27 protein-coding genes are annotated in these 21,502 nt (G+C 52.1%); 16 read left to right on the top strand and 11 right to left on the bottom strand.

Features of this window, described 5'->3' with window-relative positions; translation table 11 throughout:
• Window positions 1-12 precede the first annotated feature (12 nt).
• Entirely contained in the window at window positions 13-231 is a 219-nt protein-coding gene (locus L362_RS18315) for a hypothetical protein (RefSeq protein WP_010429840.1), read from the bottom strand.
• Window positions 232-402: 171 nt separating this feature from the next.
• Entirely contained in the window at window positions 403-726 is a 324-nt protein-coding gene (locus tag L362_RS18320; RefSeq protein WP_023343792.1) for a S24/S26 family peptidase, read from the bottom strand.
• A gap of 418 nt (window positions 727-1,144) precedes the next feature.
• On the opposite strand from L362_RS18320, the gene L362_RS18325 reads away from it, so the two are divergent.
• Window positions 1,145-2,173 carry a P63C domain-containing protein gene (locus L362_RS18325; RefSeq protein WP_023343791.1) on the top strand — a complete coding sequence of 343 codons (1,029 nt, stop codon included), beginning with the start codon at window positions 1,145-1,147 and terminating at the stop codon, window positions 2,171-2,173.
• A 175-nt stretch (window positions 2,174-2,348) separates the two neighbouring features.
• On the opposite strand, the gene L362_RS18330 is transcribed toward L362_RS18325, so the two are convergent.
• The 7 genes from L362_RS18330 to L362_RS18360 all read right to left on the bottom strand — a co-directional run bounded on the left by L362_RS18330 (window position 2,349) and on the right by L362_RS18360 (window position 6,180).
• Window positions 2,349-2,567, bottom strand: a complete 219-nt coding sequence (locus tag L362_RS18330; RefSeq protein ID WP_023343790.1) for a hypothetical protein — start codon at window positions 2,565-2,567, stop codon at window positions 2,349-2,351.
• Between the two features lie 19 nt (window positions 2,568-2,586).
• Complete coding sequence (locus tag L362_RS18335; protein WP_023343789.1) at window positions 2,587-2,895, bottom strand: DUF977 family protein; 309 nt, start codon at window positions 2,893-2,895, stop codon at window positions 2,587-2,589.
• A gap of 200 nt (window positions 2,896-3,095) precedes the next feature.
• The gene (locus tag L362_RS18340) at window positions 3,096-3,770 is read right to left on the bottom strand and encodes a DUF1627 domain-containing protein (protein ID WP_023343788.1); all 675 of its coding nucleotides are present in this window, start codon (window positions 3,768-3,770) and stop codon (window positions 3,096-3,098) included.
• Between the two features lie 17 nt (window positions 3,771-3,787).
• Window positions 3,788-4,528: an ATP-binding protein gene (locus L362_RS18345; RefSeq protein ID WP_023343787.1), complete on the bottom strand. Its 741-nt coding sequence runs from the start codon at window positions 4,526-4,528 to the stop codon at window positions 3,788-3,790.
• Window positions 4,529-4,530: 2 nt separating this feature from the next.
• A complete protein-coding gene (locus L362_RS23615; RefSeq protein ID WP_023343786.1) occupies window positions 4,531-5,448 on the bottom strand; it encodes a helix-turn-helix domain-containing protein in 918 nt (305 codons plus the stop codon).
• A gap of 22 nt (window positions 5,449-5,470) precedes the next feature.
• Window positions 5,471-5,923 (bottom strand): hypothetical protein, encoded by a 453-nt coding sequence (locus L362_RS18355; protein WP_023343785.1) that lies wholly within the window; start codon window positions 5,921-5,923, stop codon window positions 5,471-5,473.
• Window positions 5,923-6,180: a transcriptional regulator gene (locus L362_RS18360; RefSeq protein WP_023343784.1), complete on the bottom strand. Its 258-nt coding sequence runs from the start codon at window positions 6,178-6,180 to the stop codon at window positions 5,923-5,925. Before L362_RS18360 ends, L362_RS18355 begins: the two co-directional genes overlap by 1 nt.
• 94 nt (window positions 6,181-6,274) lie before the next feature.
• Here L362_RS18360 and L362_RS18365 point away from each other — a divergent pair, with 94 nt between their 5' ends.
• The 11 genes from L362_RS18365 (at window position 6,275) to L362_RS18410 (ending at window position 15,512) form a co-directional block, all read left to right on the top strand.
• Window positions 6,275-6,670: a hypothetical protein gene (locus L362_RS18365; protein WP_023311188.1), complete on the top strand. Its 396-nt coding sequence runs from the start codon at window positions 6,275-6,277 to the stop codon at window positions 6,668-6,670.
• A gap of 684 nt (window positions 6,671-7,354) precedes the next feature.
• Complete coding sequence (locus L362_RS24545) at window positions 7,355-7,540, top strand: hypothetical protein (RefSeq protein ID WP_126345250.1); 186 nt, start codon at window positions 7,355-7,357, stop codon at window positions 7,538-7,540.
• A gap of 67 nt (window positions 7,541-7,607) precedes the next feature.
• Window positions 7,608-7,880 carry a hypothetical protein gene (locus L362_RS18370; protein WP_023343782.1) on the top strand — a complete coding sequence of 91 codons (273 nt, stop codon included), beginning with the start codon at window positions 7,608-7,610 and terminating at the stop codon, window positions 7,878-7,880.
• A 222-nt stretch (window positions 7,881-8,102) separates the two neighbouring features.
• Window positions 8,103-9,995, top strand: coding sequence for an exonuclease family protein (locus L362_RS18375; RefSeq protein WP_023343781.1), 1,893 nt, complete (start codon window positions 8,103-8,105; stop codon window positions 9,993-9,995).
• On the top strand, window positions 9,992-10,291 hold the full coding sequence (locus tag L362_RS18380; protein WP_023343780.1) for a DUF7740 domain-containing protein: 300 nt from the start codon (window positions 9,992-9,994) through the stop codon (window positions 10,289-10,291). Before L362_RS18375 ends, L362_RS18380 begins: the two co-directional genes overlap by 4 nt.
• The gene (locus L362_RS18385) at window positions 10,288-10,527 is read left to right on the top strand and encodes a DUF4060 family protein (protein WP_023343779.1); all 240 of its coding nucleotides are present in this window, start codon (window positions 10,288-10,290) and stop codon (window positions 10,525-10,527) included. Before L362_RS18380 ends, L362_RS18385 begins: the two co-directional genes overlap by 4 nt.
• A 61-nt stretch (window positions 10,528-10,588) precedes the next feature.
• Entirely contained in the window at window positions 10,589-10,804 is a 216-nt protein-coding gene (gene xisR, locus L362_RS18390) for an excisionase family protein (RefSeq protein ID WP_023343778.1), read from the top strand.
• Window positions 10,804-12,090: a site-specific integrase gene (locus L362_RS18395; RefSeq protein WP_023343777.1), complete on the top strand. Its 1,287-nt coding sequence runs from the start codon at window positions 10,804-10,806 to the stop codon at window positions 12,088-12,090. Before xisR ends, L362_RS18395 begins: the two co-directional genes overlap by 1 nt.
• A gap of 73 nt (window positions 12,091-12,163) precedes the next feature.
• Window positions 12,164-12,835: a two-component system response regulator PhoP gene (gene phoP, locus L362_RS18400; RefSeq protein ID WP_025911763.1), complete on the top strand. Its 672-nt coding sequence runs from the start codon at window positions 12,164-12,166 to the stop codon at window positions 12,833-12,835.
• Window positions 12,836-14,299 (top strand): two-component system sensor histidine kinase PhoQ, encoded by a 1,464-nt coding sequence (gene phoQ, locus L362_RS18405; protein ID WP_008500759.1) that lies wholly within the window; start codon window positions 12,836-12,838, stop codon window positions 14,297-14,299.
• Between the two features lie 91 nt (window positions 14,300-14,390).
• Window positions 14,391-15,512 carry a ribosomal protein uL16 3-hydroxylase gene (locus L362_RS18410; RefSeq protein ID WP_023343776.1) on the top strand — a complete coding sequence of 374 codons (1,122 nt, stop codon included), beginning with the start codon at window positions 14,391-14,393 and terminating at the stop codon, window positions 15,510-15,512.
• Window positions 15,513-15,602: 90 nt separating this feature from the next.
• Here the strand turns inward: L362_RS18410 and L362_RS18415 are convergent, their stop codons facing one another.
• Together L362_RS18415 and pepT are read right to left on the bottom strand one after the other, a co-directional pair.
• Window positions 15,603-16,094, bottom strand: a complete 492-nt coding sequence (locus L362_RS18415) for an REP-associated tyrosine transposase (protein WP_023343775.1) — start codon at window positions 16,092-16,094, stop codon at window positions 15,603-15,605.
• A gap of 93 nt (window positions 16,095-16,187) precedes the next feature.
• Complete coding sequence (pepT, locus tag L362_RS18420; protein WP_023343774.1) at window positions 16,188-17,411, bottom strand: peptidase T; 1,224 nt, start codon at window positions 17,409-17,411, stop codon at window positions 16,188-16,190.
• A 237-nt stretch (window positions 17,412-17,648) separates the two neighbouring features.
• On the opposite strand from pepT, the gene potA reads away from it, so the two are divergent.
• From potA to potD, 4 genes are read left to right on the top strand one after another with little or no spacing between them, the layout of a single operon-like run.
• Window positions 17,649-18,797, top strand: coding sequence for a spermidine/putrescine ABC transporter ATP-binding protein PotA (gene potA, locus L362_RS18425; RefSeq protein WP_196231162.1), 1,149 nt, complete (start codon window positions 17,649-17,651; stop codon window positions 18,795-18,797).
• The gene (gene potB, locus L362_RS18430; protein WP_023343772.1) at window positions 18,781-19,638 is read left to right on the top strand and encodes a spermidine/putrescine ABC transporter permease PotB; all 858 of its coding nucleotides are present in this window, start codon (window positions 18,781-18,783) and stop codon (window positions 19,636-19,638) included. Before potA ends, potB begins: the two co-directional genes overlap by 17 nt.
• Window positions 19,635-20,426 (top strand): spermidine/putrescine ABC transporter permease PotC, encoded by a 792-nt coding sequence (gene potC / locus L362_RS18435; protein WP_008500765.1) that lies wholly within the window; start codon window positions 19,635-19,637, stop codon window positions 20,424-20,426. The genes potB and potC overlap by 4 nt, the downstream gene beginning before the upstream one ends.
• Window positions 20,423-21,457, top strand: a complete 1,035-nt coding sequence (potD, locus tag L362_RS18440) for a spermidine/putrescine ABC transporter substrate-binding protein PotD (protein ID WP_023343771.1) — start codon at window positions 20,423-20,425, stop codon at window positions 21,455-21,457. Before potC ends, potD begins: the two co-directional genes overlap by 4 nt.
• Window positions 21,458-21,502 lie beyond the last annotated feature (45 nt).

Below are 21,502 nucleotides of genomic sequence, written 5' to 3'. Positions count from 1 at the left end.
ATAAATCAACACTTACGGCTTGAGAACCTTAAGTGCTTCTGGCAGGGAGTTAAGGTTGATTATCCGCTCATCATCACTGAGGATCCGCGCGGAAATTCTATTTCCTTCACGGCGTATCAGCGTGCGTAAAGCATTATTGGTGACGAGGTAGTCAGTTATTTCGCCATCAGACAGATTTAAAACAAGCAATCCGTCTTTGGTTAAACCCGCGGCAAATTCATTTAATTTCATGGGCACATCCCTAAAAATGGTTTCCCCTTCCGGGGGCGGTCCTTTCTCCCTGCGCACTGATTCAATTAAAGGTTCCGCTAACCAGACGTCTTATAGGTTAGACAGAGCAATTCGGCGAAATTGTTCTGTCTAACCGATCGGCTTTAAGACACAGGAATCAGATCAGGTCTTTTAAATCACAGGCCGATTGTCGGTATCTGTCACACGATTCAGGAGGTGCGTTACCACTCCCATTACGGTTGCATCATCCAGTGCATCCCCCTCAATAGCTTCTCCATCCTGAGTGATCAGCGCTTTCCCCTGGACTTTTGCAAAATCCAGACTGCCACAGAACGAAACCAGGACTGTGTCTCCCACTTCCGGCTTTCTGGCAACGTTTATGATCGCGTACCCGGCTGATGTTTCGATGGTTCGGCAGTTGCCGTCATAGCCGCAAAGGCTGGTGATAGTGAGCGTCTGTTCTGCGTAGTCTGCTGCTGGTGATGGAAAACCCATGATAACCACCCCTGATAATTAACTGTATATTTATACAGTACACCCCTGTATTAATTTGATCAACGCTTTAACAGCACAAAATGCCAAATCGGCTGCCAAGTGATGGCAAAATAATCCCGCTTTATGCGGGGCCGTATTAAGCGGCTATTTCCTTGTTTTGACAGAGTTCTGGAAGGGTTGCTCTCAACTGTGCTTCGGAGAATGGTAGCGGTTCCGCACTCCTGCATCGCGCGACCTGTTTGTCTTTCGCTTTCTTATTCCCGAAGTTGTCTTAGTTGAAGCTAAATCATTTTGAACTATCTACGCCCTCATCTTCACAGCAACAAAATCCTTTCTAGCAAGCATAAATCAAATTAATGCTTGCTAGCACAGAGGATTGTAACGACAATCACAATACCCTCTCCTACTGGTACACATAATGAAACATGATAAAACACCACAATCTTTAGGCGGTAAGGCTCGAGCATCGAAATTAAGCCCAGAACAACGTAGTAACGTGGCATCTAAAGCTGCAAATGCCAGGTGGCAAAAAGAAAAGGAAGCTATCACCATACACACAGCCAAACATGAGGGCATTCTGAAGATCGGGGATGCAGAGCTTGACGTGGCAGTTTTAGAAGATGGCAAACGAATAATTTCGCAAGGCTCTGTATTTAAAGCTTTTGGTCGCCCGACGCGAGGTGTGAAATCAGCACCAGAAGGTGAGATCGTTATGCCTGCTTTTATGGATGCAATCAACCTAAGACCCTTTATTTCTGAAGACCTTAAAGGTGTGATCAATAGGGTGAAATATCGCTCTCTTTCAGATGTGTTAGTCGAAGGCTATGACGCGTCTATCTTGCCTTTGGTATGTGATGTTTATTTAAAGGCTAGAGAAGAAGGCGTTATTACCCGTTCAAACCAGTTAGATACAGCACGTAAAGCAGAAATCTTAGTACGTTCGTTGGCAAAAGTTGGCATCATCGCACTTGTAGATGAGGCAACAGGGTACCAAGAAGTTCGACCACGGGATGCTTTACAGGCTTTTTTAGATAAGGTCATAAGCAAGGAGCTCGCCGCATGGGCGAAGAAATTTCCTGACGAGTTTTATGAGAATATTTATAAGCTTAGAGGTTGGAAATGGTCAGGCATGTCTAAAAACAGGTTCAGTGTCGTTGCTCATTACACTCGGGATCTGATTTACGAACGTCTTGGCGATAGCATTTTGGAAGAGCTTGAAAAGAAGACCCCCAAAGATGATAAGGGGAATAGAAAAAACAAGCTTCATCAGTGGCTAACCGATGACGTAGGTAATCCTATGTTGGCGCAACATCTACATTCGATAATAATGATACAGCGACTTTCTATAGCCAATGGCTATGGATGGAATAAATTTGTCAAAATGGTAGATCAGGTTATGCCTAAAAAAGGTGGCACTTTCGAACTGGCTCTTACAGATCCTGAATAGAATAAAGCCGCCGGCTGTTTGGCCGGCGGCGTTGCCTTACGACAAGACCAAACTTACTCCAATAGGCCATACAGTTTCAGATACATCCGCCAACAGCAGGCTTTCTGTTCAACGATCCGCTTAGTAGTGAATTGGAGTAATGGGTCTACTGCCTCGGGAGGTTCTAAGTAGCAACTCATGCCTGCATCGCCTTACCTCTTGCAGAATTGAGTTTTTCAACACATTCCTGAAGCCTTTTCTTTTGCTCAGGGGTTAAATTTGACACATCAATGCCCTCAAGAAGTATGTTGAGGGAGCGATCAATGTCATGTTTAATCATCTGAAGGCAAATAACCTTAATCCATCTTGGTGAAAATCTGCTGAGGCCGATCGCTTTTATGATGCGTAATTTCATTCTTGTGCCTCGTTATCTATTAGAGTGTCGTGTTTGTTAGCTCGGTTATAACATGTCCTGGACCACAGCATGTAAATAACTGCTGGTTCTTGTAACACTCACGGTCGAAGTCTACAATCGCCCGCTTGTCCCGTAAGATGCCGCAGCGCCCGTTTCGAATCAATTCGCCCCGCTGAAAGGCGAGACGCAGGTATTTCTCTGATGATGTCCGATGAAGGTTGAACATCGCCACGACATCCTTTGTCGTGATACGGTCATGCTCTTTCACCAACTCAATGATCCTGGTGAAGATTTGAGCGCGCTTACTCTTTTTTTTTGGTCTCGGCATCGTTAAGCCCTCCCACCAACTCTTTCCATTTTTCCTGGAGCAACCGCCGGGCCGCTGCCTCACCATTAGGCGGGAACGAAAATCCCGCCCGGATGCCAGGACAACCGTTCGAACAACGGACCTCTGCCGAACCCCAGTTCATTCCCCGACTGCGAACCCTCAGTGAAGGGGCCATGCCGCATTGAGGACATTTCGGTAAATTATTCATTCCCCAGCCCCTCCAGCAGATGCTTATGGCGGCGCAGCTCCCGAACAGCCCCCTGCAGACGCTGCAGGTTTGACAGCTTCGCTTTTGTTCGGCGGATTTCACTGGAGATATAACGGGATGACGGAATAATCAGGTCATCCGGACGGGAAGCAAATGCCGGGATGGTCTCAATAATTTCTGCAGTTGTTTTTTCTGGCTGCGCAGCTTCGGCTGTAGTGCCTACGGCCTCACCGGCTCCAGGCAGAGACCATGTCACGCCCTTCCCCTTCCCATTTTTGATAACCACGCCCTGGCGCTCAAAAGACAGCATTACAGAGACCATGCCGCGGGCATTACGATTTACAGCTGCAGCTAGCGACGCGGTGGTCATAGCGCCGCTCGTTCCAAGCAGCTGGCGGATGGTCACAGCATCAACCGGTGCTGGTTCATCACCTTTCAGGCGCGGATCCTGACGTGCTGACGCCGCTACCTGCGGTTTGGTCGGTTGCCTGGCCTGCTCTTGCATGGTACCAAGAGACCATGCCCCATCGTAAAAATCACATAACCCCTGTTCTTTCTGCTCGCGCAGCATGTTCAGCGCTTCAACGGGCTCGATATCCAGACGGGCAGCAATCTCGCGATATGTCGCTTTTTTCATGGCTTTCAGTGCATCCAGTACGGTTTCCATAATTTTCTCCTCAAAATTCACTTAACAGGTCTCAGGTGGCTAACGTTTCCGCGATAGCTCTCCCAGTCAAAATTCACCCAAATGCCGTTATCCATGCGCAGGCGGTCAACAACCCTTTCACCCAGGGTTTCTACCAGCGCGTCGTAATTCAGGTTGGTCAGAACGCCAACCGGGCGCATTGCGGCCAGGCGGCGATCGATAATCTGGTTCAATAAAACTTTCTCGCCGCGGCTATCCCGCTGAATGCCGACTTCGTCGAGCACCAGCAGATCCACTTTGCAGAGGTCATCCAACAACGCGGCTTCAGACTGCCCTTCGTCGTAGCAGGCCCGGGCGCGCAGGGTCAGATCCGGCACAGTCACAATCAGAACCGTTTTCCCCTGCTTCAGCAGGTAGTTGCCGATCGCCGCTGAAAGGTGGTTTTTCCCGGTACCAGGCTTTCCGGTGAAAACGAAACTGGCGAACCCGGTACCAAAATTTTGCGCATAGCTCTTTGCCATACTCAGAGCATGCCGCTGGCCGTCACCCTCCACCGTGTAATTCGCGAAGCTGCAGCTGCGGTGCAGGTTCTGGATTCCGGATCGCCCGAAAATTTTCTCTGCCCGCGCCTGCTGGTTGATCTTGTCTATCTCCGCTGCGCGCTTTTGCCCTTCTTCGCGCTGCCAGGCCATCAGCTCAGCTGCGTTTTTGAATTTGGGTTCAATGCCTGCCGGAATCACACGGCGAAGGCGATCGAGAATCGAACCTGCGTTTTGCATGCTTACCCCCTGAATCCTGGCGGAACGGTGTTATCAGGACGGGAGATCTGATTGATATCCCGTCCACCAGCCTGGTAATGCCCTGTGCCCGGTGCCGACAGGCGGATAATCAGGTCATCCCATTTTTCGCGGAGTTTGGCCGGGCATTTCACCTGGCGAACCCAAAACGTATCGCTCTGAACGCGCTTGAACATTTCACAAATTTGCTTGTGGCTACGGCCATCAAGGGTGCGCATTAGACGAACATCATTCGCCCAGACCGTCCAGTTCGGCTCTCTCGGACGAACGATCTCGCCGTCAAAGGTTGCGGCCTCCTCGTAGAGTTTCAGCACGCGCCTCCAAATCCATTGCGCACAGGTCAAATCTTCCTGGCTGCCCCACTGGCGTTTTGCAGGGCTGTAGACCACCGCATCTGGGTGGCGCTTTAAAAAATCGGTTTTTGTCAATTTTCCGTCCGACGGCGGAGCGTCCGGACAAGAAGTATTTTCTGGTTCTTTGACTGGTTCAGAAGAGTGACTGATTCTGGGTGAATCTCCTTCACTATCCCCTGGTGAATGTGTTGCACCATCTGGTGAATCTCCTGCACCAGCCCCTGGTGAATTTGCTTCACCATCCTGGTGAATCTCCTGCACTACCCTAGCACTGGTATTTGCACCGCTCAGGGTTAGTCGGTAGAAATTGCTGCCATTGCCTTTAGGCCCCGATCTGGTCTCTTTTCGCATCAGTCCAGACTCGCAAAGCGCGGCAACATGATTCATGACGGAACGACGGCTGATCTCACACTGATCAGCGATATGCTGATAGCTCGGCCAGCATTCGCCCTGGTCACTTGCGTTATCGGCCAGCTTAAGCAGGACCAGCTTACGAAGCGGGTTTCCTACCTTGACCTTCATCGCCTGAACCATCAGTTCCATGCTCATAGAACACCTCAATACAACTGAACTAGGCTACGTTTGAACAAGTCGAAACCAGCTTCACCTTGACGCCGACCAGCTGCGCCAGCGCGTCTATCGCTTCCAGAGTTTCACGCCTGATTACCGGTTGCGGTTTCCCGGTGAATACCGCGTTGGTAGCTTCGATACACTCTTTGTTAACCCTGGCAGCCCGGTAGAGCATGCAGTCCTTCTGCTCCAGCTCGTTATCAATCGCGGCGCGCACCGCATAGCTCAGCGCCTCTGCCTGCTTGAGATAATTCGGCGTATCGTTTCTGAAGGCGCGCTGAATAATCTGCTTGTTGTTGTGCAGTCGGCGCGCGTACTCGTCAGGATCCGTCACGTTATCCAGTGGCTGAAGCAGATCGCCAAAGTGATGCGGGGTTATCAGCTGCGTGACCGTCTTCCAGCCCTTTTCCTGCGCCCAGGACTCCAGCTCGCATGCCAGCTTTTTGATTTCCATCACTCAGTATCCTCCTGAGCTGCTGTGGTATTTTCTGGCTTGTAATCAGGCCAAATTTCAGCCCAATCGCTTGGACGCATATCAGATCGAGAAACCTTCCCATCGGTGAAGGTTTCGATAACGATGCATCGACTTGGCGAAATAGCAGCCCGCCCCGTTGCCAGTTGGGAGAGGTAAGATTTCGATATCCCAAGATGTTGCTCCAGCGCCTTGCGGATCTTTGGCCCACCGGCTTTCAAAAAGTCATTGAGTTGCATAATTGCTCCTGTGTGTTGAGTTATAAGTTTATAAACCACTAAACATTAATGTCAAGTTTTTGCTTGTTTAGAAATTACTAATCAAAATGACTGCATGGACACAAAAGAAATCAGGCGTAAGCGCCTAGCGGCATGGTTTTCCAGCAGAACCCTGCCGGAGAAAGAGAAGAGCTACCTTTCACAGCTGATCAACGGCAAAGCGTCGTTCGGCGAGAGAGCTGCGCGCCGTATTGAAAGAGATTACGGCATGGCTCCTGGTTATCTTGATGAAGAACCTATGGGTGAAGAGATAAGATCCCCTCGTCCATTTGACGCGCGCCATGAAGAACTGCTAGACCTTTTCGACAGCCTTGCTGAATGGGAAAAAGAGCAGCACATGGTAAACCTCAGGGCCCAAGTTAACTCCATAGACAATGAGCTCAAGGCAAGGCTGAAAGGCAAGAGCAAACAAGAAATCCTTCAGATGCTCAAAGACCTCGAAATAGACTAACTCCCCTAAAGACCGCATGTTGCGGTCTTTTTTTTCTCCAAATTCAACCACATCTAATTTTTCACGCCTTTTTGTTTACTATTAACTTTACATTATGGTTTATTTGTTTATAAACTTAGACCAACGAAACACGCAGTAATCAGTAAACGTTCCGCCTACCCAGCGATAAGGGTGATTAGCCAAGCAAAGCAGCAAACAGGGGTTCGAGATGGAAAAAGCATACGAAGAGTATTTCAACAGTCTGGCGGAGGGTGAAGAAGCACTGAGCTTTTCCGAGTTCGTCCAGGCAGTTTCTTGAATGTGGCGTAAGCCAACGGCTTGAAGGCGGTTTTCTCAGGTTGCGCGCTAAAGCATAGCGGGGAGAACCTGGGGCGGAGAGCAAACCCCGCGATGCAGGACTTGAAATACCTGCACAGACCAATAAGCCGGCTGGCAGCGTAACTGCCCTTTACATCTGCCCTGGCGAGGTGGCGCCGCCGGACTAGGGCAGATGAATCGTCCACAACATGTAAGCGTATTACTCTTTTCACTGATGGGGATCGGTTTGTTAACTGGCGGAATGCGCTTCCAGTTGTGGGCAATCGCAACATGAGGCTGCGTGTAGTTTTGGTGGTATATGCGTTTCCCGTGGTCCATGCATATACCACCCTTTTTAAAGCTGGTTTCTTAGTGGAGTGTTCATATATGGATAAGACACAATTAACACCGGAACAACAAATTGCCTGGGCACAGGGAAAACTCGTCACTTCAGTATTTCTTCGTGATGTTGCCGGATGTCATGCTGCCTGGAAGGTCTTACGGAAATACAGAAATTTCGTTGTGCATCGCCAACCTCATCAGGAATGGCGAAATAGTTTAAAAGTAATTTAATTTTACCAATTTAAAACCTATGCCTTAAACGGCAGGGATTTTCACACCCTGAATCATGGAGTTTAAAATGAAAGTAAGCGTTACAAGTGTTGAGCTGAATCTTGTTATCGTAAATAAAGAGATTGCTACCTTTAATATTAACGGTGCCATTTCAGGTGTGGTTCATTTGCCATCGTCAGGCCCTGTAACAGTCGTACTTGACGGTGGCTACGTGCTCGGTGAGTTTCATTGCCCGGCTTGCGCTGTAAAGCACATTAGCTTGCTGTCTGTGAACTTCGCAGAAGCGCAGAACGCTTGTGGCATGTCTTATTACGATCACAAACGCCAACAACTTAACTGATATGGATTACATCATTTGTCATTGCGCTGTTTGCTGCCACGAATATAAAAAATCGGAAATGCATGAAAGGAAAACAGATATATACCCCTTTAAGCGCACGATTTATTTATGTGAGCAATGCAATGAAAAAAGAGAAAGACGTAACGCGTTAAAAAATGTAAAGCGCGTTATTCGAAAACCATATCGCTAAACATCACCCTCCAAAAAAATATAGAGGTAATTATGTCTGTTGAATTAAAAGTTTTCGGCGGCGCTTATTTTCCAAAAGATAAAGCATTGAAAAAATACCCAGACTTAAAACCGCTTGCTACAGCAGTAAACTCGGCTACAAAAGCCATTGCTGAAGCTGTTATTTTCGGCAAGCTGGCGGCCGAGCACCCAGAACATATTGATGATTATTTTAAGGTGAAAATCTGGGAGCACCGAGAAGGTTTACCGTGCCCTGAGCTTGATGTTTTCTCACCTGAATTTTTCGATACCGTGGCTATCTGGAATGTGAATGCAGGTGAACCAGCTGCGTCACCACAGCCTGAATCTGAAGAAAAGACGGAATGGGACGACAACAAGGCAGTGGAAGAAATTAAAACTGTTGCGCAGCTCGACCAGGCATCACGAGCAGCTTGTCTGGCACTGTTCGGCCCGGTCCCAGGAATCACCACAGCGCAGTATGGCCAGATCGTCGATCTGAAGAATGATGATGAACCCAGCTTTGCCCGCGAGCTTGCAGAAGCACTGGCAAAAGAGAGACGCGCGCTTGAGCTTACACCTGAACGGCAGGAGCAGTTGCTCGCCTGGGTGCGTGAGGACACTAAAGAAACGACCCAGTGGCCGGACATTAAAAGGCGGATCACAAGGTGGATCGATACCCCGGTTGATAAGCGTCCTCAGTCTGCCATCACCACAGATGAAAACCGTATAGACACCGGCGCCACACTTGGCGGTGGCAACAAGACAGACCGCAGTCCGGATCTGGTTCATAACCTCTCAACGCTGCGTATCGAAGTGGCAGTTGCCATTCTGAGTATGTTCGACGAGATCGACATTTACTGGATCCCGAATAAATACATGATTCCAGCGAAAGCTATGGCCGAAGCAGAACAGGATCCACGCTTCACAGCATGGTGGAAAAAACTGCGTAGCACCCCAGGCATTCTGGACTATTCCCGCGCGGCCATAATCGCGTTGATTAAATCCGCCCCGGAAGATCTCTGGATCGATCCTGTCGCATTACGTGAGTATATCAATCGCGAGCTGGTTGAATGTGACCATGCGAACCCTGACCAGAAAACGGTAGATATTGCCTGCCGCCCTAAACCTCGCACTAATGCTGAGAAAAAAGAAAATGATGAAACCGAATCGACTGTACAGGGCGAAACTGTGCTACCAGCAGTTTGCCCGGGCAAAGCTGCACAGCTCGACAAAGAACTCAACGAGGCATTCGCTCAGAGCCCTGCACCAGAAAAGCAAGAGAGCGAGCAGCCACGGGTGGAGAATCTTGGCGGCGGGGTCTTCTCAGTTGATGCTCTGATAAAAACCACCTCCTCAAATGAAGTCGAAAAACAGGAAGTGCCACCAGCGCTAAGTGATCGCGAGATTGAAATTGCCCATGCATTAAACGAGCTGATGTCCGGGCGCACAAACATCGGTGACCAGGATGATATCGAAAATCTCATCACCACCACGGGTAAAGACATCCAGCATATTTTCCCGTTACTGATTGCAGATATCACCACAACTGAATTCTGTCTGTCGCCTGATTTCAGTGATGAAGAAGTACAGGACGTTGCTACTACGATTCTTGAACAGTGGTCTGATGATATCAGCGTTCGTCAGAAAATTGCGCTTGATGCGATCGTGGAATACCGCCGCCCGGCACCACCAAAAACTGTCGCACTCGATCCTCCAGCCGTTACTGCAAAGCCGGATGCCGAGCCCGAACCAGTAGCTGAAACAAACGCGCCGCTTTCATCGATTACCTACCTGCAACAGCTTACCATTGCCGCACTGCAGGGCTTATGTTCCAACCCGGCATATTGCAATCAGTATGACGAATTACCGGCTATGGCCGCCGGACTTGCCCGCAGCGTTGTCAGTCAGCAGGAGGTTGCAGAGTGAGTAAAGCAAAGGAAGTCATCGCCAATACCAGGTATGCGGAATTCCCGGACACGCTGGTAACTCTGGAGCTGTGTCGCGCTTTTGCAGCCATAGAAAAACGCCGTATTGGTGAATCGCTACGTGCATGCGCTCGCGTTCTGGCCGCTAAGGCACAAGATCACCATCTTGTCAGCGTGCTGGAGGAAATGGGCCGAAGCCAGTTCCCGGAAGTCCAAATGACGAGAATACGTGACTGCATCAGGAGGATGGAATCAGCGCTGAATAAGAACTTCAACACCCACGTGGAGGCTTTATGAGGCTGATTAACCGATGCAAGGACGATCCTGAAGGACGGCAGGCATGCGCGGTTGTGTTGAAGCGTCATCATGAGCTTTTCGGTGATCACGGAAAGCAGCATTTGCAAACGCTATACACCGTGCGGATCCTCGGGAGAAAAATCACTGTCGAGGTTGTTAACCGGCCCCGCAGCTATGTGGCCACGGCAATGACCCGGGCCCGACATCTGCAATGTCTCCCAGGGCTTGGCCGGTGATTTTTGGCAATCAATATACTATCTGCCGCTGCGTTATCGTGGCGGCGTCATGGAGTTAAGCATGGCGCAAATCATTTTTGATGAAGAGTGGATGGTGGCGGGAAGGCTAACTGAGAAAACGGGGCTGGATGACAGGCAAATAAAAGCTTATCGCCTCGGAAGCTGGATTGAAGGGGTTCATTTTAAGCGAGTACCCGCGGTACCCGGTGGAGAAAGCAAACGCGCTTTGGTCTGGTACAACTTTCCGCTGATTAATAGATTTATTCAGGAAGCATGATGAACTTTCCAACCGGCGTTGAACTTCATAACGGAAAATTAAGGATCACGTTTACCTTTCGCGGCATTCGCTGCCGCGAAGTTCTCCGTGGCTGGGTGGTTAACAGCAGCAACATCAAGAAGGCGGGAAACCTTCGCGCCGTCATCGTGAGTGAGATCCAGTTCGGCCAGTTCGACTACGCAGCGCGCTTCCCTGAATCAAAGGCGCTTAAAAAATTCTCATCAACCAAGCGGATCACGACATTTAAAGAGCTGAGCGATTTTTTCATTGATACAAAGTCACTGGAGGTGTCGGGGGCTACGCTGCATTCACTAACGTCTGCAGTTAACACACTGAAACGCGTTGTGGGAGAAAATACCCCACTGGCTGAAATTCAGCACGCCGATATCCTGAATTACCGCAAAGAGCTGCTGACCGGCAGCGTATTAAACCCTTCAATGCCCAATCTGGTTAAAAAGGGACGCGCGCCCTCAACAGTCAATAAACAGATGGCGGTTTTATCAGAAATGCTGAAGCTTGCGAATCGAAGTCAGTTTATATTACACGCTCCTTATGAGGGCGTATCCCGGCTCAAGCTATCTAAGGCAGACCCCGATCCGCTTCTACTTCATGAGTACCAGGCACTAATTGCCGCCCTTCCCCGAAAACTGGCTTTGATCATCATTGTAGCCGTCCACACGGGAATGAGGCCCGGCGAGATCTGTGCTCTGGCGTGGGAGGATATCGATCTGAGAAAAGGTGAGATTCACGTATCAAGAAGCCTGACGAACAAGCGGGTGTTTGTGCCGCCGAAAACAGATGCTGGTATCAGAACGATTACTCTGCTTAAACCTGCTCATGATGCGCTGCTCGAGCAGTTCGAAATCACCGGCAATAACCCAAGACAGCAGATCATTTTCCATCACCGGGAAATCGGCAAAACCGAGCCACAAAATCTGCGGTTTGTGTTTTCCCCGGAAAAGAAATCGTCAGTGAATGAGAGCTTTTTTTCCAAAAACTCGATTTCGTATGGATGGAAACGGGGCACTAAACTATCAGGAATACGTGAGAGAAATCCTTATCAGTCCCGACACACATACGCCTGCTGGACGCTTATGGCCGGTGCTAACCCTTCCTTTATCGCCAGCCAGATGGGTCATGAGGATGCGCGCATGGTGTATGAGGTTTATTCGAAGTGGATCGGCGATATGAACCAGGACCAGGTCAACATGCTGAACAACCAGATGCCGACAGCTGTGCCCCCAGGACGCCCCCAAAGTATTGGGAGTATTAAAAAAGTCATTTAATTTCATGACGCTGGTTTCAAACTCCATAATCAGCGTTAAACTATTCATACTATTTATTCTGGGAGAAAAGATGATGCGCGTACTGGTTGTTGAGGATAACGCATTGCTACGCCATCACCTGAAGGTTCAGCTTCAGGAGATGGGACATCAGGTGGACGATGCTGAAGATGCAAAAGAAGCCGATTATTATCTCAATGAACACCTGCCGGATATCGCCATTGTCGATTTAGGGTTGCCTGACGAAGACGGCCTGTCGTTGATTCGCCGCTGGCGCAGCCACGATGTTTCCCTGCCGGTTCTGGTGCTGACCGCTCGTGAAGGCTGGCAGGATAAGGTTGAAGTGCTGAGCGCGGGGGCAGATGATTACGTCACTAAGCCGTTCCATATTGAAGAGGTGGCGGCCCGCATGCAGGCGCTGCTCCGTCGCAACAGCGGGCTGGCGTCGCAGGTTATTTCCATCCCGCCTTTCCAGGTCGATCTCTCCCGCCGCGAGCTCTCAATTAACGATGAAGTCATCAAGCTGACCGCATTCGAATATACGATTATGGAAACGCTGATCCGCAACAGCGGCAAGGTGGTGAGTAAAGATTCTTTAATGCTTCAGCTCTACCCTGACGCTGAACTGCGCGAGAGCCATACCATTGACGTGCTGATGGGACGACTGCGTAAGAAAATTCAGGCCCAGTACCCGCAGGATGTGATTACCACCGTCCGCGGTCAGGGCTACCTGTTTGAATTACGCTAAATGAGACGGATTTTGCGTCATCTTCTACCCCTCTCACTGCGGGTTCGTTTTTTACTGGCAACGGCTGCGGTGGTGCTGGTGCTGTCGCTCTCCTACGGCATGGTCGCCCTGGTGGGGTACAGCGTCAGCTTCGATAAAACGACCTTTCGTCTCTTACGCGGCGAAAGCAATCTGTTTTATACCCTGGCGAAATGGGAAGATAACCGAATCACCGTCGAAATGCCGGAAAACCTTAATCAGCAAAGCCCCACCCTGGCCCTGATTTACAACGAAAAGGGAAAGCTGCTGTGGGCGCAGCGCGACATTCCGTGGCTGGTCAAGAGCATTCGTCCGGAGTGGCTTAAAACCAACGGGTTTCACGAAATTGAAGCCGATCTCAACACCACCAGCTCGCTGATCCGTGAAGATCGTTCCCTGCAGCAAAAGCTGAACGAGATCCGCGCCGACGACGCCGAAACGGAGATGACGCACTCCGTTGCGATCAACCTTTATCCGGCGACGCTAAACATGCCGCAGCTGACCATCGTGGTGATCGACACCATTCCGGTTGAGCTGAAGCGTTCTTATATGGTCTGGAGCTGGTTCATCTACGTTCTGGCGGCAAATCTGCTGCTGGTGATCCCGCTGCTGTGGATAGCGGCGTGGTGGAGCCTGCGCCCCATTGAATCACTGGCGAAAGAGGTTCGCGAACTGGAAGAACATCATCGCGAAAAGCTTAATCCGGAAACCACCCGCGAGCTCACCAGCCTGGTGCGTAACCTCAACCGCCTGCTGAAAAGTGAACGCGAACGCTATGATAAATACCGCACGACGCTTACCGATCTGACCCACAGCCTGAAAACCCCGCTCGCGGTGATGCAAAGCACCCTGCGTTCCATGCGCAGTTCGAAGCTGAGCGTCGACGATGCCGAGCCGGTGATGCTGGAGCAGATCAGCCGTATTTCCCAGCAAATTGGCTATTACCTCCACCGCGCCAGCATGCGTTCCGGCAGCGCCCTGCTGAGCCGCGAGCTGCATCCGGTCGCCCCGCTTCTGGATAACCTCACGTCCGCCCTCAACAAGGTGTATCAGCGTAAAGGGGTGAATATCAGCCTCGATATCTCGCCAGAGATAAGCTTTGTGGGTGAAAAAAATGACTTCATGGAAGTGATGGGCAACCTGCTGGATAACGCCTGCAAATACTGTCTGGAGTTCGTGGAAGTGTCGGCGCGCCAGACGGATAACGAACTGCATATCATCGTGGAGGATGATGGCCCGGGGATCCCGCGCAATAAACGTGATGTGGTGTTCGATCGCGGTCAGCGCGCCGATACGTTGCGTCCTGGCCAGGGCGTTGGATTAGCCGTCGCCCGGGAGATTGTCGACCAGTACGACGGGAAAATCGAAACCAGCGAAAGTTTGCTGGGCGGCGCGCGAATGGAGGTCATTTTTGGTCGCCAGCAGCCCACATCGAACGATAGTTAACCCGTTATGTGAAAAATGCGAGGATCTCGCAGCCGGGGGGCTGAGCTTCCGTTATAATCCGAGTCAGTAAGAGCCTGCGGAATAAAAAAATATGGATTATCACTTAACGCTTAACTGGCCCGAGTTTATTGAACGTTACTGGCAAAAACGCCCGGTCGTTCTGAAACGCGGGTTCAGCAATTTTGTCGACCCTATCTCGCCTGACGAGCTGGCCGGTCTGGCCATGGAAAACGAAGTCGACAGCCGCCTGGTCAGCCACCAGGACGGGAAATGGCAGGTTAGCCACGGTCCTTTCGAAAGCTACGATCATCTCGGTGAAAACAACTGGTCGCTGCTGGTACAGGCTGTCAACCACTGGCATGAGCCGACGGCCGCATTAATGCGTCCGTTCCGCGCCCTGCCCGACTGGCGCATGGACGATCTGATGATCTCCTTCTCCGTGCCGGGCGGCGGCGTGGGTCCGCATCTGGACCAGTACGATGTGTTCATCATTCAGGGTACGGGCCGCCGCCGCTGGCGCGTGGGCGAAAAAGTGCCGATGAAGCAGCACTGCCCGCATCCGGACCTGCTTCAGGTTGATCCGTTTGACGGGATTATCGACGAAGAGCTGGAGCCGGGCGACATTCTCTATATCCCGCCGGGATTCCCTCATGAAGGCTACTCCCTGGAGAACTCCCTCAACTACTCCGTCGGGTTCCGCGCGCCAAGCGGCCGCGAGATGATCAGCGGATTTGCCGACTATGTTCTGCAGCGCGAGCTGGGCAGCTATCGTTACAGCGATCCCGACGTGCCTGCGCGTGAGCACCCGACAGACATCCTGCCTGCGGAGCTGGATAAGCTGCGCGGCATGATGCTGGATCTGATCAACGAGCCGGAACATTTCCGTCAGTGGTTTGGCGAGTTTATTAGCCAGTCCCGCCACGAGCTGGACGTTGCGCCTCCGGAGCCGCCGTATCAGGCGGACGAGATTTACGATGCGCTTCAGCAAGGCGACAAGCTGACGCGCCTGGGCGGGTTGCGCGTGCTGCGCATTGGTGAGGACGTGTTCGTCAACGGCGAGAAGCTGGACTCTCCGCACCGACCGGCGCTGGAAGCGATTGCCAGCCATCTGGTGCTGACTGCGGATACCTTTGGCGATGCGCTGGAAGACCCGTCCTTCCTCGCGATGCTGGCCGCGCTGGTCAACAGCGGGTACTGGTTCTTTGAGGACTGAGTCGCTTTAGTGCCCGGTGGCGCTTCGCTTACCGGGCCTACGGGATCGAGCTTTTGTAGGCCGGGTAAGGCGTAGCCGCCACCCGGCTTTTCACTTCCGCTCCCCCGCGGCAAAATCCTCAATCTCTCCTGCCCAATCCACCGGATACAACCCTTCAGCCACGTCCCGATGAAACGTTGAATACGGCCAGTCGCTGACTTTACCCACATAGCCGTGCTTCAGCGGATTGACATAAATGTAATCCACATGCCTCCGGTAGTCCTCTTCGTTGCGGATAGTGTGCTCCCAGAATCGTGGCTGCCAGATATAGCGCATGTCGATGCTGCGGCTGAATGTCTTTTTGATATCCCGCCAGCGGGCGGAAAAATCACTGTCCCCGTCCGGTAGGGTCCAGATACAGTGCATATGTTCAGGCAAAATAACCCACGCGTTGATGGTGAAGGGCTTCGCACGCTTAACCGTTGAGGTGGCGGAACGCAGGCTATCGATATGGCGGGTAAGCAAATCGCTCTGACGGTTTTGCAGGTTAACGGTGAAAAACCAGGTGCCACCGGGGACGTAATGGCGACGGTAGTTTGACATGGGCACTCCTTGCCTCATTGCCCGGTGGCGCTGCGCTTACCCGGCCTACATTCGGATCGTAGGCCCGGTAAGCGCAGCGCCACCGGGCATTTTTTAGCGTTTAGCGGTCAACTCAGCTATCCGCACTATCACCTTCACCGCCTTTTCCATCCCTTCCAGCGTCACAAACTCATGTTTACCGTGGTAGTTATAGCCACCGGTAAACAGGTTCGGGCACGGTAGTCCCATAAACGACAGCTGAGAACCGTCGGTACCGCCGCGAATCGGTTTTAATACCGGTTCAATATCGCAGTCGCGCATCGCCTGCTGGGCGATATCGAGAATATGCGGATGCGCCATCACCTTCTCGCGCATATTGTAATAGCTGTCTTCGATGATGAGCTCGATATAGCAGTCAGGATGCAGGCCCTTGCCCACCTTCTTGGCGATCTCCATCATCTTACGCTTGCGCGCCTCAAAGGCTTTACGGTCAAAATCGCGGATGATGTAGTGCATCTGCGCGCTGTCCACGGTGCCTTTGATGCTGGTCAGGTGATAGAAACCTTCATACCCTTCGGTCTGTTCGGGGCTCTCTTCCGCCGGGACTTCTGCATGAATACGCGACGCCAGCGACAGCGCGTTGACCATGACGCCTTTGGCAGAGCCTGGGTGAACGTTGTTGCCGACAATTTTGATCGTCACCGATGCAGCGTTGAAGTTTTCATATTCCAGCTCACCGACACCGCCGCCATCGACGGTATACGCCCACTGCGCGTTAAAGGCGTCCACGTCGAAGTGCTTCGCGCCCTTGCCGACCTCTTCATCCGGCGTAAAGGCCACGCGGATATCACCGTGCGGAATATCGTTGCCCTTCAGCACCGCCAGCGCCGTCATGATCTCCGCGATGCCCGCTTTGTCATCCGCCCCCAGCAGCGTTTTACCATCGGTGGTGATCAGCGTCTGACCGAGCAGCTGGTGCAGCACCGGGAACATCACGGGCGAGAGCACTTCGTCGCCAATGCCCAGCGCAATGTCGCCGCCGCGGTAGTTTTCAACAATCTGCGGGTTCACATGTTTACCGCTAAAATCCGGAGAGGTGTCGACATGGGAGATAAAGCCAATCGCCGGAATGTCGCCTGGGACATTCGCCGGCAGCGTTCCCATCACAGTGCCTTTCTCGCTTAACGTGACATTGACCAGCCCCATGGCGTCAAGCTGCTCTTTAAGCAGGTTTAATAGCTTCCACTGGCCTTCGGTGCTCGGCACCTGGCGAACACCCGGCTTAGATTGGGTATCCAGCGAAACGTACTGTAAAAAACGCTCAAGTAATTTATCCATGCAGTCACCCTCACTTTTTGTGACAACATTATCAATAAGCATCAAAACGCAAATATTGCGTCAGGTCACTTTTATCCCGCAAACGAGAATATTTTCCGTTTATATCGTTATGCGTTAGTAAATGTAGCTTATGAATCAGTGACAAGGATTGGCGATTGCGGGGGATTGCCGTAGAATGTCCGCCCTCATTACGAGTCACCAAGGTGGTTACACACAAACCCCGCTTCAGTCTGCTGCCTGAGGCGTCTATATGGGACAGCGCAAAAATTGAATACACAATCCCGTTCACGTTCACCGCTGGTGCAACTGGAACGAATTCGTAAAAGTTTTGATGGCAAAGACGTCATTTCCGACCTCACTCTCACCATCAATGACGGTGAGTTTCTGACGCTGCTTGGCCCCTCCGGCTGCGGCAAAACCACCGTACTGCGCCTTATCGCCGGGCTGGAGAGCGTCGATAACGGCCATATCCATCTTGAAAACCAGGACATCACCCAGGTTCCCGCCGAAGACCGCCACGTCAACACTGTCTTTCAGAGCTATGCCCTCTTCCCGCACATGACCGTGTTTGAAAACGTGGCGTTTGGCCTGCGGATGCAAAAAATCCCGGCGAATGAAATCGAACCGCGCGTCACCGAAGCCCTGCGCATGGTGCAGCTCGAGACGTTTGCCCAGCGAAAACCGCATCAGCTTTCCGGCGGCCAGCAGCAGCGCGTGGCCATCGCCCGCGCCGTGGTCAACAAGCCGCGTCTGCTCCTGCTGGATGAATCCCTCTCCGCGCTGGATTACAAGCTACGCAAGCAGATGCAGAACGAGCTTAAAGCCCTGCAGCGCAAGCTCGGCATTACCTTTGTCTTCGTCACCCACGACCAGGAAGAAGCCCTGACCATGTCCGACCGCATCATGGTGATGCGCGACGGCAAAATCGAGCAGGACGGCACGCCGCGTGAAATCTACGAAGAGCCGAAAAATCTGTTTGTCGCCAGCTTCATTGGTGAGATCAATATCTTCGACGCCACGGTGATTGAGCGTCTGGATGACCAGCGCGTTCGCGCGTGCGTCGAAGGACGCGAGTGCGCCATCACGGTGCATTTCCCCGTCGAAAAGGGACAAAAGCTCAACGTTCTGCTGCGCCCGGAAGATCTGCGCGTCGATGAAATCCACGGCAATGCCGAGGCCGAAGGGTTAATCGGCTATATCCGCGAGCGCAACTACAAAGGGATGACGCTGGAGTCTGTCGTCGAGCTGGAGAACGGCAAAATGGTGATGGTCAGCGAGTTCTTTAACGAGGACGACCCGGACTTCGACCACTCTCTCGACCAGAAAATGGTTATCAACTGGGTAGAAAGCTGGGAGGTTGTACTGGCTGATGAAGAACACAAGTAAGTTCCAGAATGTGGTGATTGCCACGATCGTCGGTTGGCTTGTGTTGTTTGTCTTTTTACCCAACCTGATGATCATCGCCACCAGCTTCCTGACCCGTGACGACACAAACTTCGTTTCGCTGGTTTTTACGCTGGACAACTACGCGCGCCTGCTCGATCCGCTCTATTTTGACGTGCTGCTGCATTCGCTCAATATGGCGCTGATTGCCACCATTGCCTGCCTGGTGCTGGGTTATCCGTTCGCATGGTTCCTCGCGGGTCTGCCGCAAAAGGTGCGTCCGCTGCTGTTGTTTCTGCTGATTGTGCCGTTCTGGACCAACTCGCTGATTCGCATCTACGGGCTGAAAATCTTCCTCAGCACCAAAGGCTACCTCAATGAATTTCTGCTGTGGCTGGGGGTGATTGATACGCCGATCCGCATCATGTTTACCCCGAGCGCGGTAATTGTGGGTCTGGTCTATATCCTGCTGCCGTTTATGGTGATGCCGCTCTACTCCAGCATTGAGAAGCTGGATAAACCGCTGCTGGAAGCGGCAAAAGATCTGGGTGCCAGCAAGTTCCAGACCTTTATCCGCATTATCATTCCGCTGACCATGCCCGGCATTATCGCGGGCTGTCTGCTGGTCATGCTTCCGGCCATGGGTCTGTTCTACGTTTCGGACCTGATGGGTGGCGCGAAAAACCTGCTGATTGGGAATGTGATCAAGAGTCAGTTCCTCAACATTCGCGACTGGCCGTTCGGCTCCGCCACCAGCATTACGTTGACGGTGGTGATGGGTCTGATGCTGCTGGTTTACTGGCGCGCCTCACGGCTGCTGAACAAGAAGGTGGAACTCGAATGATCGGTCGACTGCTTCGCGGCGGTTTTATGACCGCCATTTACGCTTACCTGTATATCCCGATCATTATTTTGATCGTGAACTCGTTTAACAGCTCGCGCTTTGGGATTAACTGGCAGGGATTTACCACCGACTGGTACAGCCTGCTGATGAACAATGACAGCCTGCTGCAGGCCGCTCAGCACTCGCTGACGATGGCGATCTTCTCCGCCACCTTCGCCACGCTGATTGGCTCCCTGACCGCCGTGGCGCTCTACCGCTATCGCTTTCGCGGTAAGCCGTTCGTCAGCGGCATGCTGTTTGTGGTGATGATGTCGCCGGACATCGTGATGGCGATTTCGCTGCTGGTGCTGTTTATGCTGCTGGGCGTACAGCTTGGCTTCTGGTCGCTGCTGTTTTCCCATATCACCTTCTGCCTGCCGTTTGTGGTGGTGACCGTCTTTGCGCGCCTGAAAGGGTTCGACGTGCGCATGCTGGAGGCGGCGAAAGATCTGGGCGCCAGCGAGATGACCATCCTGCGCAAAATCATCCTGCCGCTGGCGATGCCCGCCGTGGCGGCCGGATGGCTGCTGAGCTTTACCCTGTCGATGGATGACGTGGTGGTCTCCTCCTTCGTGACCGGGCCGAGCTATGAAATTCTGCCGTTGAAAATTTATTCGATGGTGAAAGTCGGCGTTTCACCTGAGGTGAACGCGCTGGCGACCATTCTGCTGGTGTTTTCGCTGGTTCTGGTGATCGCCAGCCAGGTTATTGCTCGTGATAAAACAAAATCTCAGGGGACAATGAAATGAAAAAAATGCTCGCCGCTGCGGCGCTGGTGCTTGGTATGGGTGCCGCGCACGCTGATGACAGCAAAACGCTCTACTTCTACAACTGGACCGAGTACGTGCCGCCGGGCCTGCTGGAGCAGTTCACCAAGGAGACGGGCATCAAGGTGATCTACTCGACCTACGAGTCGAATGAAACCATGTATGCCAAGCTCAAAACCTACAAAGATGGCGCGTACGATCTGGTGGTTCCTTCCACCTACTTTGTCGACAAAATGCGCAAAGAGGGCATGATCCAGAAGATCGATAAAACGAAGCTAACTCATTTTTCAAACCTCGATCCGGAGATGCTCAACAAGCCGTTTGACCCGAATAACGACTACTCCATTCCGTATATCTGGGGGGCAACCGCGATTGGCGTTAACAGCGAGGCCGTCGATCCGAAATCGGTGACCAGCTGGGCCGATCTGTGGAAACCGCAATACAAAGGCAGCCTGCTGTTGACCGACGACGCGCGCGAAGTCTTCCAGGTGGCGCTGCGCAAGCTTGGCTACTCTGGCAACACGACGGATCCTAAAGAGATTGAAGCGGCATATGCCGAGCTGAAAAAGCTGATGCCTAACGTGGCGGCGTTCAACTCTGATAATCCGGCTAACCCATATATGGAAGGCGAAGTGAATCTGGGGATGGTGTGGAACGGCTCCGCGTATGTGGCCCGCCAGGCCGGTACGCCGCTTGAGGTGGTCTGGCCAAAAGAAGGCGGGATTTTCTGGATGGACAGCCTCTCCATTCCGGCTAACGCGAAAAATGTGGATGGGGCGCTGAAGCTGATTAACTTCCTGCTGCGCCCGGACGTGGCGAAACAGGTTGCCGAGACGATTGGCTACCCGACGCCAAACCTGGCCGCACGCAAGCTGCTGAAGCCTGAAGTGGCTGACGATAAGTCGCTTTACCCGGATGCGGAAACCATCAGCAAAGGTGAGTGGCAGAACGATGTCGGCGACGCCAGCCGCCTCTACGAAGAGTATTACCAGAAGTTAAAAGCGGGCCGCTAACCGGTATCGCGCTCTTCCTCACGCCGCCTGCGCGGCGTGAGGAAG

It is taken from the genome of Enterobacter sp. MGH 16, from assembly GCF_000493175.1.
GTDB lineage: Bacteria > Pseudomonadota > Gammaproteobacteria > Enterobacterales > Enterobacteriaceae > Enterobacter > Enterobacter roggenkampii.
Note: the sequence above shows the minus strand (reverse complement) of the source record. Positions and strands in the feature narration are given on the sequence as shown.